16 protein-coding genes and 1 pseudogene are annotated in these 13,647 nt (G+C 67.8%); 10 read left to right on the forward strand and 7 right to left on the reverse strand.

Features of this window, described 5'->3' with window-relative positions; genetic code table 11:
* The 3 genes and pseudogenes from ABTZ43_RS14775 to ABTZ43_RS14785 form a co-directional block, all read left to right on the forward strand.
* A pseudogene (locus ABTZ43_RS14775) lies at positions 1-208 on the forward strand (MFS transporter); the annotation flags it as partial.
* Between the two features lie 46 nt (positions 209-254).
* On the forward strand, positions 255-1,004 hold the full coding sequence (locus ABTZ43_RS14780) for an SGNH/GDSL hydrolase family protein (protein ID WP_350539367.1): 750 nt from the start codon (positions 255-257) through the stop codon (positions 1,002-1,004).
* A gap of 11 nt (positions 1,005-1,015) precedes the next feature.
* Positions 1,016-1,756 carry a formylglycine-generating enzyme family protein gene (locus tag ABTZ43_RS14785; RefSeq protein WP_502885400.1) on the forward strand — a complete coding sequence of 247 codons (741 nt, stop codon included), beginning with the start codon at positions 1,016-1,018 and terminating at the stop codon, positions 1,754-1,756.
* Between the two features lie 45 nt (positions 1,757-1,801).
* Here ABTZ43_RS14785 and ABTZ43_RS14790 read toward each other — a convergent pair whose 3' ends face one another.
* On the reverse strand, positions 1,802-2,224 hold the full coding sequence (locus ABTZ43_RS14790) for a GNAT family N-acetyltransferase (protein ID WP_350539358.1): 423 nt from the start codon (positions 2,222-2,224) through the stop codon (positions 1,802-1,804).
* Between the two features lie 20 nt (positions 2,225-2,244).
* Positions 2,245-3,570: an MFS transporter gene (locus ABTZ43_RS14795; protein WP_350539359.1), complete on the reverse strand. Its 1,326-nt coding sequence runs from the start codon at positions 3,568-3,570 to the stop codon at positions 2,245-2,247.
* 95 nt (positions 3,571-3,665) lie between these two features.
* On the opposite strand from ABTZ43_RS14795, the gene ABTZ43_RS14800 reads away from it, so the two are divergent.
* Entirely contained in the window at positions 3,666-4,034 is a 369-nt protein-coding gene (locus tag ABTZ43_RS14800) for a VOC family protein (RefSeq protein WP_056417504.1), read from the forward strand.
* A 50-nt stretch (positions 4,035-4,084) separates the two neighbouring features.
* Positions 4,085-4,651, forward strand: a complete 567-nt coding sequence (locus ABTZ43_RS14805; protein ID WP_350539360.1) for a GNAT family N-acetyltransferase — start codon at positions 4,085-4,087, stop codon at positions 4,649-4,651.
* A 149-nt stretch (positions 4,652-4,800) separates the two neighbouring features.
* Here ABTZ43_RS14805 and ABTZ43_RS14810 read toward each other — a convergent pair whose 3' ends face one another.
* Positions 4,801-5,661: an alpha/beta fold hydrolase gene (locus ABTZ43_RS14810; protein WP_350539361.1), complete on the reverse strand. Its 861-nt coding sequence runs from the start codon at positions 5,659-5,661 to the stop codon at positions 4,801-4,803.
* A 46-nt stretch (positions 5,662-5,707) separates the two neighbouring features.
* Here ABTZ43_RS14810 and ABTZ43_RS14815 point away from each other — a divergent pair, with 46 nt between their 5' ends.
* Together ABTZ43_RS14815 and ABTZ43_RS14820 are read left to right on the forward strand one after the other, a co-directional pair.
* On the forward strand, positions 5,708-6,247 hold the full coding sequence (locus ABTZ43_RS14815; RefSeq protein ID WP_350539362.1) for a CGNR zinc finger domain-containing protein: 540 nt from the start codon (positions 5,708-5,710) through the stop codon (positions 6,245-6,247).
* Between the two features lie 150 nt (positions 6,248-6,397).
* Positions 6,398-7,243 carry a class I SAM-dependent methyltransferase gene (locus ABTZ43_RS14820; RefSeq protein WP_350539363.1) on the forward strand — a complete coding sequence of 282 codons (846 nt, stop codon included), beginning with the start codon at positions 6,398-6,400 and terminating at the stop codon, positions 7,241-7,243.
* Between the two features lie 18 nt (positions 7,244-7,261).
* On the opposite strand, the gene ABTZ43_RS14825 is transcribed toward ABTZ43_RS14820, so the two are convergent.
* The 3 genes from ABTZ43_RS14825 to ABTZ43_RS14835 are packed head-to-tail and all read right to left on the reverse strand — an operon-like array spanning position 7,262 to position 10,454.
* Positions 7,262-9,610 (reverse strand): ATP-binding cassette domain-containing protein, encoded by a 2,349-nt coding sequence (locus ABTZ43_RS14825; protein ID WP_350539364.1) that lies wholly within the window; start codon positions 9,608-9,610, stop codon positions 7,262-7,264.
* Between the two features lie 30 nt (positions 9,611-9,640).
* Positions 9,641-10,051 (reverse strand): VOC family protein, encoded by a 411-nt coding sequence (locus ABTZ43_RS14830; RefSeq protein ID WP_056417440.1) that lies wholly within the window; start codon positions 10,049-10,051, stop codon positions 9,641-9,643.
* A gap of 4 nt (positions 10,052-10,055) precedes the next feature.
* On the reverse strand, positions 10,056-10,454 hold the full coding sequence (locus tag ABTZ43_RS14835; protein ID WP_149423498.1) for a helix-turn-helix transcriptional regulator: 399 nt from the start codon (positions 10,452-10,454) through the stop codon (positions 10,056-10,058).
* A gap of 174 nt (positions 10,455-10,628) precedes the next feature.
* On the opposite strand from ABTZ43_RS14835, the gene ABTZ43_RS14840 reads away from it, so the two are divergent.
* Complete coding sequence (locus tag ABTZ43_RS14840) at positions 10,629-11,225, forward strand: HdeD family acid-resistance protein (RefSeq protein ID WP_350539365.1); 597 nt, start codon at positions 10,629-10,631, stop codon at positions 11,223-11,225.
* 63 nt (positions 11,226-11,288) lie between these two features.
* On the opposite strand, the gene ABTZ43_RS14845 is transcribed toward ABTZ43_RS14840, so the two are convergent.
* Positions 11,289-12,053 (reverse strand): SDR family oxidoreductase, encoded by a 765-nt coding sequence (locus tag ABTZ43_RS14845; RefSeq protein WP_350539366.1) that lies wholly within the window; start codon positions 12,051-12,053, stop codon positions 11,289-11,291.
* 121 nt (positions 12,054-12,174) lie between these two features.
* Here ABTZ43_RS14845 and ABTZ43_RS14850 point away from each other — a divergent pair, with 121 nt between their 5' ends.
* Both ABTZ43_RS14850 and ABTZ43_RS14855 read left to right on the forward strand, forming a co-directional pair.
* Entirely contained in the window at positions 12,175-12,648 is a 474-nt protein-coding gene (locus tag ABTZ43_RS14850; RefSeq protein ID WP_253386064.1) for an NfeD family protein, read from the forward strand.
* 9 nt (positions 12,649-12,657) lie between these two features.
* Entirely contained in the window at positions 12,658-13,584 is a 927-nt protein-coding gene (locus ABTZ43_RS14855; RefSeq protein WP_045255134.1) for an SPFH domain-containing protein, read from the forward strand.
* Positions 13,585-13,647 lie beyond the last annotated feature (63 nt).

The raw sequence follows: 13,647 nt of genomic DNA on the forward strand, positions 1-13,647 counted from the left end.
CCCGACCTCGCTGCGCGGCACCGGGGCCGGGTGGGCCGCAGGCATCGGCCGCATCGCCTCGATCATCGCGCCTCTGGCGGTGCCGGTGCTGCTCGTCGCCGGGGGAGCGCCCGTCCTGTTCGCCGTCTTCGGAGCGTGCTTCGTCGCCGCTGCGGTGGCTGCCTGGGGACTCGTCGACCGCAGGGGAGAGGCGCTCGACGACCGGTGAGGCGTCCTCGCACCGCTGGCGGGAATAGGCTGTCGGGGTGACAGACGTGCGCTATGTGGCCATCGGAGACTCCTTCACGGAGGGCGTGGGTGATGTGCTCCCGGACGGCAGCGAACGCGGATGGGCGGACCTCGTGGCCCAGGGGTGGGCGGATGCATCCGGTCACCCGATCAGCTACGCGAACCTCGCGATCCGCGGCCGGCTGGCCTGGCCCATCGTCGAGCAGCAGCTCGAACCCGCGCTCGCGTTGCGACCCACGCATCTGTCGTTCAACGGCGGGGGCAACGACATGCTCCGACCGCGCACCGATCTCGAGCACATCGCCGATGCGTTCAGCCGCGTGCTGCGTCGATGCGACGAGGCGGGCGTGACGCTGATCCTGCTGTCCGGCGCGAATCCGAGCGGTCAGCTGCCGATGGGCTCTCTCGTGCAGCGCCGCGGGGATCAGCTCTCCGATGCGGTGCTGAGGCGAGTCGAGGGCCGCGATGACGTCGTGCGCGCGCTGAACTGGCCGGACAGCGAGCTGTCCGACGCGAAGTACTGGTCGGAGGACCGCCTGCACATGAACGCGGCCGGCCATCACCGTGTCGCCGCGCGGGTGCTGCAGGGGCTCGGATTCGAGCCGCCGGCGACGTGGTGGTCGCCGACCTCGCTCGCGGCCGCCGGGCCTGCCGGGATCGCCTACTATCGCCAGTTCGTCGGACCCTGGGTGCGACGCCGTGTCACTCGCACCTCGTCCGGCGACGGGCGCACAGCCAAGTACCCCGACTGGGTCGAGCGGGTGCCCGGCGCGTGACCGACATCGAGATGCGCCGCATCCGTGGCGGCTCGGTGACCCTGCACGATGCCCGCCGCAAAGTGGAGCGCGTGGTGAGCGTCGACGACTTCGAGATCGCGGCTTTCCCGATCACCGAGGAGCAGCTGGCCGAAATCCTCCCGATTCCCTCACGCCATCCGCGACGTCCCGCTGTGGAGCTGAGCTGGCTGCGCGCCGTCCACTTCTGCAACGCCGCGTCCGAGTGGGAGGGCCTCGATCCGGTATATCGGTTTGACGGAGAGGTCGTCGCGTGGGACGTGACGGCCGATGGCTACCGTCTGCCGACCGAGGCCGAGTGGGAGTACGCCTGCCGCGCGGGTTCGACCGGTCCGCACTACGCACCGCTCGCGGACGCCGCGTGGACGAGCGCCGACGGTGTCTCGTCAGCCCAGGACGTGGGCTCACGCCTGCCGAACCTGTACGGGCTGTTCGACACCCTCGGCAATGTGTGGGAGTGGTGCTGGGACCTCTTGGATCCCGCACGCTACGACGACTATCGCGTGTTCCGTGGTGGGGGCTTCGCCGACGACGCCTGGAGCGTGCGGGCATCGGTCCGTCGCGGGGGAGCGCCCCGCACCGCGCAGGACGACGTGGGGCTGCGCGTCGCCAGGGGCGCTTTCGACACGCCGGGCGAAGCTCAGGGGTGGTCGGAGCGCGCGGACCGCGAGCGTGCCGCGTTCGACGGCCCGGTGCCGTTCGGCTGGACTCCGCTGCGTCGCCCCGGCCGCTGATCGATCAGCGCTGCGGGTCCGGCCACGAGGGAGGCAGGATGATCCTCACCGGTCCATGGGGCGGATGAGATAGCGGCTGGGGCCCGAGGACTCGGCGAATCCGAACTTCTCGTACAGGCCGCTCGCGGTGCTCGCAGCCAGCACGATGCGCTTCACGGTGGACGAGTGCTGCAGGTCGTCGATGACGCCCTCGACGATCAGCCGTCCGATGCCCTCGCCCCGCGCCGTCTCGTCGACGAACACATCGCAGAGCCAGGCGAACGTGACGCCGTCGGTCACGACGCGCGCATACGCGACCTGCCGGCCGTCGGCATCCCGAACCGAGTAGTTGCGGGACGCGTCGATCGCGGCATCCTGCGTCTCGCGGGCGCGTCCTCTCGCCCAGTACGACTCCTCACTGAGCCAGCGGTGCACCAGGGGGCGATCGATCGTCGCGGTGTCGGTCGAGAAGGAATAGGGCGAAGGCATGAGCGACATCCTACGAGCGGTCAGCGATGCTTCTCGGGATCCAGGCCCATGCGGATGCGTGTCCGCTTGCGTTCGATCACGATGAAGACGACGCCGAGTATCCAGAGCGGGATCGGCATCAGGAAGGCGATGCGGAACGCCTCGAACGAGTACGTCTCGGGGGTTCCGGCGCCCTGGACGTCGAGTGCGAGCCCGATCAGCCAGATCGCGATCAGCGCGGCGACGAAGCCCCCGGCGTTCGTCACCCCGGTCGCGGTGCTCAGTCGGTGCGACGGGTTGTGGGTGCGCGCATGGTCGAAGGCGATCATGCTCGCGGGGCCGCCGGTCGCGAGCGCGACGGCGAGCACGTAGAGCAGCCAGAGGGGCGCGGGGCCCGGCAGCGCGAGAACGGCGATCCATGCGCCCACCTGCACGCCGACCGCAGGGAGCACGAGTGCGAGCGAGCGCTGGTTCGGCAACCGCCTCGACAGGTCGCCGATGATCGGGCCGAGCGCCATGCCGGCGATGACATACACAGAGATGATCCCCGCGGCGTGCGCGGTGTCCAGCCCCTGGGCCGCGGTGAGGAACGGCATCCCCCAGAGCAGGATGAACGCGGTGCCCGCGAACGGCGACGTGAAATGCGACCAGAACGCGAGTCGGGTCCCGGGGTGCGCCCAGGCGGCGCGGATGCCGACGCCCGTGTCGATCGACGAGGTGACGACGCGGATCACGCCCGTGTCGGTGTCCACAGAGACGTCGGCCCCGCGCTCCGCCGGGTGGTTGCGGATCAGGAGCGCGACGAGAATCGTGAAGAGCACCCCCAGACCGGCGATGCTGCCGAACGTGATCGTCCACGAGGTCGCGTGCAGGAGGGCGGCGAGCGGGACGAGCGCGACGAGTTGCCCTGCCTGACCGATGATGCCGGTGAACTGGACCATGAGAGGGCCGCGCTGGGCGGGGAACCAGGTGGCGACGAGTCGCAGCACGGCCGGGAAGATCGCCGCATCTCCCGCACCGAGGAGGATTCGGGCGAAGACCGCGACGCCGATGCTGGGGGAGAGGGCCATGGTGAGCTGACCGGCGGCCATCAGGAGCATGCCGATCGTCATGATGGGGCGGGACCCGAAGCGGTCGAGCAGGATGCCGATGGGGATCTGCATGCCGCCGTAGACCGCGAGCTGCACCACGGCGAAGAGCGCGAGCGTCGAGGCGTCGGCGTGGAACCGGTCGGCTGCCTCGACTCCGACAGCGCCCAACGAGGTGCGGTTGGTGATCGCGAGAACGTAGGCGGCCACGCCCACACCCCAGATGAGCCAGGCCCTCCACCCCGGGTCGGTCACGGGGGAGCGGGGAACCTGTTGCACCCTTCCACGGTACTCCCGGTCGGCGGCGCTCTCGCGCGTTCCGATGCTTGTGACGCGCCCTTCCGGATGTCGGATGCCGGGGCTACCGTGGCCGTATGACTCCTGCACCGGTGCATCACTCCATCGACTACGTCGAGCTCGTCGTGAACGACCTCGAAGCCGCGAAGCGGTTCTACGGCGACACCTTCGGGTGGGTCTTCGTCGACTACGGTCCCGCCTACGCCGGCATCGCCTCACCCACCGGCGACGGGTCCGAGGTGGGAGGCCTGCTGCTCTCCGATCAGGCCAGGCCTGCCGGCGGACCTCTGGTCCTCCTCTATTCCGACGACCTCGACGCGACGCAGGCCGCGATCACCGACGCCGGCGGCTCCGTGACGCAGGGCCCGTACGAGTTCCCGGGTGGTCGACGTCTGCACTTCCTCGATCCGAGCGGCAATGAGCTGGGGGTTTGGGCCGCACAGTGATGGCAGGGTAGAGGTGTGACCTCTCCCCATCTCCGAGAGCGCAGGATCGCATGAGTGAGCGCGTCGCCGTCGTCGAGCATTCCGCTCTGTCCGAATCGCACGTTGCGGCGCTGCGCGAGCTGTTCGACAGCGAGTATCGCGTGACGCACGGAGAGTGGGATCCTGACCGTCCGTACGGGTACTCCCCGGCGGACGTGCACACGACGATCTTCCGCGGGAACAGAGCGGTCGCGCACGTCGGATTCCAGCGTCGCGTCATCCGGGTCGGCCGGGCCGAGGTCCGGGTCGCGGGAACCGGGGGAGTCCTGGTGCATCCCGACTGGCGCTCCGACGGTGTCGGCCGTCGAGTGATGTCTCACGCCCAGCAGGCGATGCGTGGCGACGAGCGGGTCGAGTTCGGCTATCTCGGGTGCCGCGACGAGGTCGCCGCGTTCTACGAGCGCACCGGCTGGTCGCGGGTGCACGCGGTGGAGCGTCACGTGTCGATGGCCGACGCGACGAAGACCGTGACGTCGTCCGGCGGGCCGATCCTCGTCTTCGCCGCCGTCGCGGACCCCCGCGGGGACGCGCCTCGATGGCCGCTCGGAGACATCGACCTCGACGGCACACCCTGGTGACCGACAGGACGCCTCGTGCTCGATCGTCGCTGCGGCAGGCGATGAGGATTCCCTGGTGGCCGGACGTGGCCGCTCGATCTCACGTCCGGCGACCAGGTCGCTCGGGGGAGCACCGGGGTGCTCGGATCCCGCCGACGAGCGCGTTCGGGTCAGTCGTTCTGAAGCCAGCTCCTGATCGTCCCGGTGACGCGGTCGAGGTCGGATTCGAGGAGGAAGTGTCCGCCGTCGATGAGCTCGACACGAGCGTGCGGAGCGTCGCGGAGGAATGCCGTGGCGCCGGCGGCGGCGAAGATCTCGTCGTTGCGCCCCCAGATCGCGAGCACCGGCACCTGCGAGGTGCGGAGCCAGGCGTGCACCTCGGGATAGAGGTCCCGGTTGGTGGTGTAGTCGCGGAAGAGCGCCAGCTGCACGTCGTCCTGTCCGTCGCGGGCGAGGAGCGCGAGGTCGTGCTCCCAGGCGTCGGGGTCCACGGTGGTCGGGTCCGGGACGCCGTGCGTGTACTGCCATTCGACGGCGTCCCGGCCGAGGGCGGGACGCAGCGCGTCGCGCGTCGCGGCGGTCCGTTCGGCGCCGTCGGTCCAGATCGGGTTCCAGAAGCCGGGCACGAAACCCTCTTCGTACGCGTTGCCGCTCTGGGAGATGACCCCGACGACGGCAGCGGGGTCGGCGAGTGCCAGGCGCCAGCCGATCGGGGCGCCGTAGTCCTGGACGTAGATCGTGTACTGCGTCACGCCGATGGTCGCGAGGAACCCGCCGGTCACCTGTGCGAGGGCCGCGAAGGTGTACTCGAACTCGTCGACAGAGGGGGCTGAGGAACGACCGAAGCCGATGTGGTCCGGAGCGATGACGCGGTAACGATCGGCCAGCGCGGGGATGAGGTGCCGGAACATGTGGGAGCTGGTCGGATACCCGTGCAGGAGCAGGAGTACAGGGGCGTCGGCAGGGCCGGCTTCACGGTAGAAGACATCGAGTCCGTCGACGGAGACGGTGCGGTGGTGGACGGTGACCATGGTACTAACCTCTTTAAGTTGTTTTACTGGTTAGACAGACGCTAGCATGGATCCATCGCGCCAAAGGGCGCGGGAGAGCGGGGGAGAAGTGCTGAGCGACGAGGAGCTGCTGCTGAGCCTTTTGAACAGCGCGCCCATGATCGAGGGAAGGCCGACCGACGGCCTCGAGGGGGCGGCCGGGCGAGACCTGGCGCGCACCTGGGGCGGAACGGGATCGGCGAGTGAGCTGGTACGCCTGAGGCGCGCGCGTCAGGCATTGCAGACGATGGTCCGCGAAGACGAGGGAGCCGCCGTCGGCGAGCTGACCGACATCCTCGACGAGGCCGTGCGGACGCCGCGCATGACCCCGAACGGGGTGGCCTGGGACCTTCGCGTTCCCGACGACCACCGCCTCGCCGTCGAGGCCGTGCTGGCCTGGTCGACGGTGATCACGGAGTTCCCCGATCGCCTCCGAGCATGCGCGAATGAGGAGTGCACCCGTTTCCTGGTCGATCACAGTCGCCCCGGCACCGCCAAGTGGTGCTCCATGGCAGTCTGCGGCAACCGGATGAAAGCACGCACGCACGCACGCCGCATGAAGAGCTGACTGATGCTGCACACGAGAGCAGGCATCGACACCGCGAGATCTTCCCGCCACCATCGGCCCTGAGGGGGGCGGCAGTTCTTGATCTGACATAATGTGCATTATCGGCTCTACCGCGACCACGTCGATCGGGGCTGTCGATAGGCTCGACGCGTGAACGCACAGAACGTCGAGATCGACTGGGAAGCCGCACGCACGGCGAATCTGCAGAACTGGGATGATCGTGTGCCGCTCCACGAAGCGGCATACGGGCTGGATGCGTTCGACGACCCGAACCATCTCAGCGACGTCGTGAGTGACGACCTGCCGGTGCTCGATCGTTTCGTGCCGGGCGGAAGCCTGTCAGGTCTCGACGTCTGCCATCTGCAGTGTCACATCGGCACCGACACGATCTCGCTGGCTCGTGCCGGTGCTCACGTGACCGGCGTGGATTTCTCCGAGCCCGCGTTGCGAGCGGCAGCCGCTCTCGCCGAACGCACCGGAGTCGCGGCGTCCTGGGTCCGGACCGATGTCCTCGAGGCCCGCAACGCGGTACCGGGTGACTTCGATGTGGTCTACACGAGCATCGGAACGATCTGCTGGCTGCAGGATCTCGATCGCTGGGCGGCGCAGATCGTCGCGCTGCTGCGCCCCGGCGGGACGTTCTTCATTCGCGACGGGCACCCGGCGCTGCTGGCGCTGGACGAGGACGCGGAGGAGATGACCACGCGCTACGCCTACTTCGGCGACGGACGCGCCCAGCAGTGGGACGACGAGTCCACGTATGCCGGCGACGGCACAGTCGCTCATCCACGTACCTATGAGTGGCCGCACCCGCTGTCGGAGATACTCGGAGCACTCCTCCGAGCCGGCCTTCGCCTTCTGCACTTCGACGAGGGCCGCACGCTCCCCTGGCGTTTCAGCCCGCGCATGGTGGAGGTTCCGCGGGGCTACGCCTGGCCGGAGGCCGAGCGCGACCTGATCCCGTGCACTTTCACGATCGTCGCGCGCAAGGACTGACCCCGGACCGCAGAGCCCTCACCGGCCGACGTATGCGGCCAGATGTTCGCCGGTCAGTGTGGATCTCGACGCCACCAGGTCTTCCGGACGGCCTTCGAACACCACGCGTCCGCCGTCGTGCCCTGCACCGGGACCGATGTCGATGATCCAGTCGGCGTGCGCCATCACCGCCTGGTGGTGCTCGATCACGATCACCGTCTTCCCCGACTCCACGAGACGATCGAGGAGTCCGAGGATGTTCCGGACGTCGGCCAGGTGCAGCCCGGTGGTCGGCTCGTCGAGCACGTAGGTGTCACCCCTCTCCCCCATCTGGATCGCCAGCTTGATGCGCTGACGCTCGCCTCCCGACAGGGTCGACAACGGCTGTCCGAGCGACAGGTAGCCGAGCCCGACGTCATCGAGTCGGCCGAGTATCGCCACAGCGGCGGGAATCCTCGCCTCCCCGTCGGAGAAGAACGCCTTGGCCTCGGACACGGGGAGGTCCAGCACTTCGGTGATGTCCTTCCCCGCCAGGGTGTATTCCAGGACCGACGCCTGGAAACGCTTGCCGCCACAGTCCTCGCACGGCGTCTCGATCGTGTCCATGAACCCGAGTTCGGTGATGATCACCCCGGCTCCCTTGCAGGTCGGACACGCGCCTTCGGAGTTGGCGCTGAACAGTGCGGGCTTCACTCCGTTGGCTTTCGCGAATGCCTTGCGGATCGGCTCGAGCAACCCCGTATAGGTGGCCGGGTTGCTGCGTCGAGACCCCTTGATCGCACTCTGATCGATCGAGACGACGCCGTCGCGTCTCGAGACCGAGCCGTGGATCAACGAGCTCTTTCCAGAGCCCGCCACGCCGGTGACGACCGTGAGGATGCCGGTGGGGATGTCGACATCGACGTCCTGGAGGTTGTTGGCCGTCGCCCCCCGCACCTCGATGGTTCCCGTGGCGTCGCGGACCGACGTCTTGAGCGTGGAGCGGTCGTCCAGATGGATCCCGGTGCGCGTCCCACTCGATCTGAGCCCCTCGACCGTGCCTTGGAAGCAGATCTCGCCACCGGCGCTGCCCGCACCCGGTCCGAGATCGACCACGTGATCGCCGATCGCGATGGTCTCCGGTTTGTGCTCGACGACGAGGACCGTGTTGCCCTTGTCGCGCAGGCGCAGCAGCAGGGAGTTCATGCGCTCGATGTCGTGCGGATGCAGTCCGATGGTCGGCTCGTCGAAGACATAGGTGACATCGGTGAGAGAGGAGCCGAGGTGACGGAGCATCTTGATGCGCTGCGCCTCTCCCCCGGACAGCGTCCCCGAGGGACGATCCAGACTCAGATACCCGAGCCCGAGCGTCACGAAGGCCTCGAGGTTCGCGCGCAGAGCCTCGAGGAGCGGTGCGGCTTCGGGCAGCTCCAGGTTCCGCACCCATGCGGCGAGATCGGTCACCTGCATCCGACAGGCGTCCGCGATGCTGATGCCCTCGATCTTCGAGGATCGCGCGCCTGCGGTGAGGCGCGTGCCCTCGCACTCGGGGCAGGTGGCGAAGGTCGCGACGCGCTGGACGAACGCACGGATGTGCGGTTGCAGCGCATCGAGGTCCTTCGAGAGCATCGACTTGGTGATCTTCGGGATCAGCCCTTCGTAGGTCATGTTGATGCCCGAGATCTTGACCTTCGTGACCGCGCCGTAGAGCAGCAGGTGCTTCTGCTTGTCGGTGAACTCGGCGATCGGCATGTCTGGCGGGTAGAACCCCGAACCGGAGAAGCCCTTCACCATCCATCCGTCGGCGGTATAGCCGGGGACCATGATGGCGCCTCCGTCGAGCGACTTCGATTCGTCGATGATCTGTGCGAGGTCGAGGTCGGACACCGCTCCCCTGCCCTCGCACCGAGGACACATGCCGCCGAGGTAGATCGCGTCCTTGACGATCTTCTTCTCCCCGCTCGGCCCCGTCATGACACCACTGGCCTTCTGCGTCGGGATGTTGAAGGAGAACGCGGTCGGTCCTCCGATGTGCGGCCGGCCGAGCTTGCTGAAGAGGATCCGCAGCATCGCGTTCGCATCGGTGACCGTGCCCACGGTCGAGCGCGGGTTCGCGCCCAGCCGTTCCTGGTCGACGATGATGGAGGTCGTGAGCCCTTCGAGCACGTCGACGTCCGGTCGGGGCACCGAGGGCATGAATCCCTGCACGAACGCGCTGTACGTCTCGTCGATCATCCGTCTCGACTCCGCCGCGATGGTGTCGAAGACGAGGGAGCTCTTGCCCGACCCGGAGACCCCGGTGAACACGGTGAGGCGGCGCTTCGGGATCTCGACGCTGACGTCTTTGAGGTTGTTCTCGCGCGCGCCCTGAACGCGGATCAGGTCGTGGCCGTCTGCGGCATGGGTCATGATCGTCCTCGGGTGGAGTCGGTGGTCGGGTCAGCCGGCCTGGTTGATACGGAGAAGATTGCCCGCCGGATCGCGGAACGCGCAGTCCCGCACACCGTATGGCTGGTCGAGCGGCTCCTGCACGACATCGGCCCCGTGAGCGACGAGGCGGTCGAACAGGGCATCGAGGTCGTCGCTCGCGAGGGTCAGCGCGCCGTAGCTGCCCTTCGCGATCAGTTCGAGGATGGTCCGTCGTTCGCCCTCGGTGATCCCGGGGTCGGTGGCGGGCGGATGCAGCACGATCGACGTCTCGGGCTGCCCCTCCGGGCCGACGGTCAGCCAGCGCAGGCCGTCGTAGCCGACGTCGTTGCGCACCTCGAATCCGAGGGCGTCGCGGTAGAAGCCGAGGGCTGCCTCGGCATCCGTGTGCGGAAGGAACGCGTAGTGGATGCTGATGTTCATGGGCTCAGGTTAGGTGGGTCTCCGGGCGCGGTGCTTCTTGATTCCTGATCGGTCTGATGACGTGCTTGGCATGGACGGTCGGGATGCCGTCGAGAGTGGCGGCGCGTTCACGGTACACCCGGGGTGAGACACCGACCAGCTCGGTGAATCTGGTGCTGAACGTTCCCAGCGACGAGCTCCCCACCGCGACGCAGACCTCCGTCACCGAGAGGTCGCCGCGCCTGAGCAGCGCCATGGCGCGCTCGATCCGGCGCGTCATCAGATACGAGTACGGTGATTCGCCGTACGTCTCCTTGAAGCGGCGGCTGAGATGGCCCGCCGACATGTGCACGCCTCTCGCCAGCGCCTCGACGTCGAGGGGCAGCGCGTACTCGCGATCGATGCGATCCCGGACCCGACGCATGACGACGAGTTCGCGGAGTCGTGCATCGTCGTCGGCGCTCACGAATAGATACTGTCACGCGACATGTCGGGACACGACGTCCCGCGTCGACGCGAGTCACTCGACCCCCATGGGGTCCTCTACAGGGATACCCTGTGACCATCGCGCACTGGCAATTCTCAGAAAGGATCCCCCATGACCGATCCGCTCGCCGTAGGAGCCGGTTCCCTCGTCAAGTCCATCCGCATCGTCCTCGCGGTCTCGGGCGTGATCGCCCTCCTGGCCGGCATCGTGTTGCTGGTATGGCCCGTCAAGTCCGCCGTCATCGTCACCGGCATCTTCGCGTCGTATCTCGTCGTCGCCGGTCTCGTCTACATCGGACTGGCCGTCTTCTCTCGCATCGAGGGCGGCTGGGCCCGGATCGGCCACATCGTGCTCGGCCTGATCTACATCGTGGCGGGCGTGATCGCCTTCGCGAACCTCGGTGTGGCCGCCGCGACCCTCGCGCTCGTCGTGGTGATCCTCATCGGCATCAGCTGGATCGTCGACGGTGTGGTCGCGCTGTCGTTGCTCGGACAGGACGGCTCGCGCGTATGGACGCTGCTCTATGCGCTGCTCAGCATCGTCGCCGGAATCGTGGTGCTCTTCTCGCCGCTCTACGCCGCAGCCGTGCTGTGGCTGGTGCTGGGGGTCTCGCTCGTCGCACTAGGTCTCGTGCAGATCGTCCGCGCGATCACGCTCGGGAAGGATGCGAAGAACGTCGCAGCTGCCCGGAGCGACGCCGCGAGCTGACCTCTCCCCTGCACGATGAAGGCCCCGCCCGATCCGGACGGGGCCTTCATCGTGGTCCTCGGCTCACTCGGAGGCGAATGCGCTCACATCTCCGACGAGACGGGTGTTGTCCGAGGGCACGGCGTCGATCGCAGCGCGGGCCACCTCGGCCGCGAACTCCGACACGTTGTACAGCTTGCCGGCCGATTCACGGCGCTCGGCGATCGCGCCGGGGTTGGCCCGCTCCAGCAGCGTCGCGGTGATGGTGCCCTCGATCATGTCCCCGGACACGACGGTGAAGCCCACCCCCTTCTCTGCGAGTGCGGGGATGCGCTCCCTCAGGGCGTCCTCGCCCGCACGCTTGGAGAGAGCGACGGGCTCGTACTCCGGCATCGTGGGCGTCGTGCGGATGAAGTGCGCCTGGTGGCTGGTGACGAACACCACGCGTGCGCCGTCGCCCAGCAACGGGGTCGCCGCGTCGAGAACGCTCAGCTGGGCGTCGCGGTTCAGGGTCAGCGCGTAGTCGGCCGCCATTCCCGACTCCATGCCGCCCGAGGCATTGAGCACCAGTACGTCGAGGCGGCCGAATTCTGCGCTGACGGCGTCGAACATCTCGGCGACCGACGACGGGTCCGTGAGGTCGGCGCCCACGACGAGCACGCGGCGACCGAGGGCGCGCAGTTCGGTCGCGAGCTTCTCCGCCCGAGGCGCCTTGTTGCGGAAGTTGATGACGACGTCCGCACCGGCCTCTGCCAGATACCGAACGGTGTCGGCGCCGATGCCGCGGGACGAGCCCGTGACGAGCGCGACCTTGCCGTCGAGGGAACCTGCGGGAAGAACGTCGGTCACTGTGACTCCTCTTGATGCGCGAAACGCCGCGATCACGCGGCCTTCCCAGACTACCAAGACCGCCCGCGAGGACCCCGTCGGCGTCGCACCCGCATGATAGGTTGACGCCAAAGGAGGCCGAATGGACAACTTCGCGACATCCGTCGAGTTCATCGACCAATGGGCGTGGATCGGCTGGCTGATCCTCATCGCCGTCTTCCTGGTGATCGAGATGCTGACGCTCGACTTCACCTTCCTGATGCTGAGCTTCGGCGCCGCCATCGGACTGGTGACCGACCTCGTCGGACTGCCGATCTGGGCACAGGTGATCATCGCCGCCGGAGCGGCGGCGCTGTTCATCCTTCTTCTCCGTCCACCGCTTCTGAAGCGGCTGCGGCGCGGTGAGGATCCGACGAAATCGAACGTCGACGCCCTGCTCGACCTCCGCGGCTTCGCGCTGCACGACATCACTCAGATCTCCGGGCAGGTCAAGCTCAGCAACGGCGACACATGGACCGCACGCGCCGCGACCCCCGTCCCCATCCCGCAGGGTTCCCCGATCGCCGTCATCGCGATCAACGGGGCGACCGCGACCGTCCGCCCCGTCAACGAGTAGGAGTACCCCGTGAACGACGCCTCGTTCATCCCCACCGCGATCCTGTGGGTCTTCGTCATCGCAGTGATCATCTTCGTGCTGGTCACATTGGCCCGATCCATCCGCATCATCCCTCAGGCCACGGCCGGTGTGGTGGAGCGCCTCGGCCGCTATCACAAGACGCTCATGCCGGGACTCAACATCCTGGTGCCGTTCATCGATCGCCTGCGTCCGCTGATCGACATGCGCGAGCAGGTCGTCTCGTTCCCGCCTCAGCCGGTCATCACCGAGGACAACCTCGTCGTCTCGATCGACACCGTGGTCTACTTCCAGGTGACCGACGCCCGCGCGGCCACCTACGAGATCGCCAACTACCTCGGTGCCGTCGAGCAGCTGACGACGACCACCCTCCGAAACGTCGTGGGTGGCCTCAACCTCGAAGAGGCTCTGACCAGCCGAGACAACATCAACGGCCAGCTCCGTGTCGTGCTCGACGAGGCGACCGGCAAGTGGGGCATCCGCGTCGGTCGTGTCGAGCTCAAGGCGATCGACCCGCCGTTGTCCATCCAGGATTCCATGGAGAAGCAGATGCGTGCAGAGCGTGACCGCCGTGCCGCGATCCTCACGGCGGAGGGCACGAAGCAGTCCGCGATCCTCGAAGCCGAGGGTGCACGTCAGGCCGAGATCCTGCGCGCCGAGGGCGACAAGCAGGCCGCCGTTCTGCGTGCGCAGGGCGAGGCGGAGGCCATCCAGAACGTCTTCACGGCCATCCACCAGGGCGAGCCCGACGACAAGCTCCTCGCCTACCAGTACCTGCAGATGCTGCCGAAGATCAGTGAGGGGCAGTCGAACAAGCTCTGGATCATCCCGAGCGAGCTCACCGAGGCGCTCAAGGGCATCGGAAGCGCATTCACCCCCAAGCCCGGCCAGCCGCCGACGAACTACCCGGGCGCGTGACGCACCCGTACTTCGAGAAGGCGCGACACCCCCGAGTCCTCGCCCACCGCGGTCTGATCACCG

It is taken from the genome of Microbacterium sp. NPDC097977, assembly GCF_040302605.1.
In the GTDB taxonomy this organism is placed as follows: Bacteria; Actinomycetota; Actinomycetes; order Actinomycetales; family Microbacteriaceae; genus Microbacterium.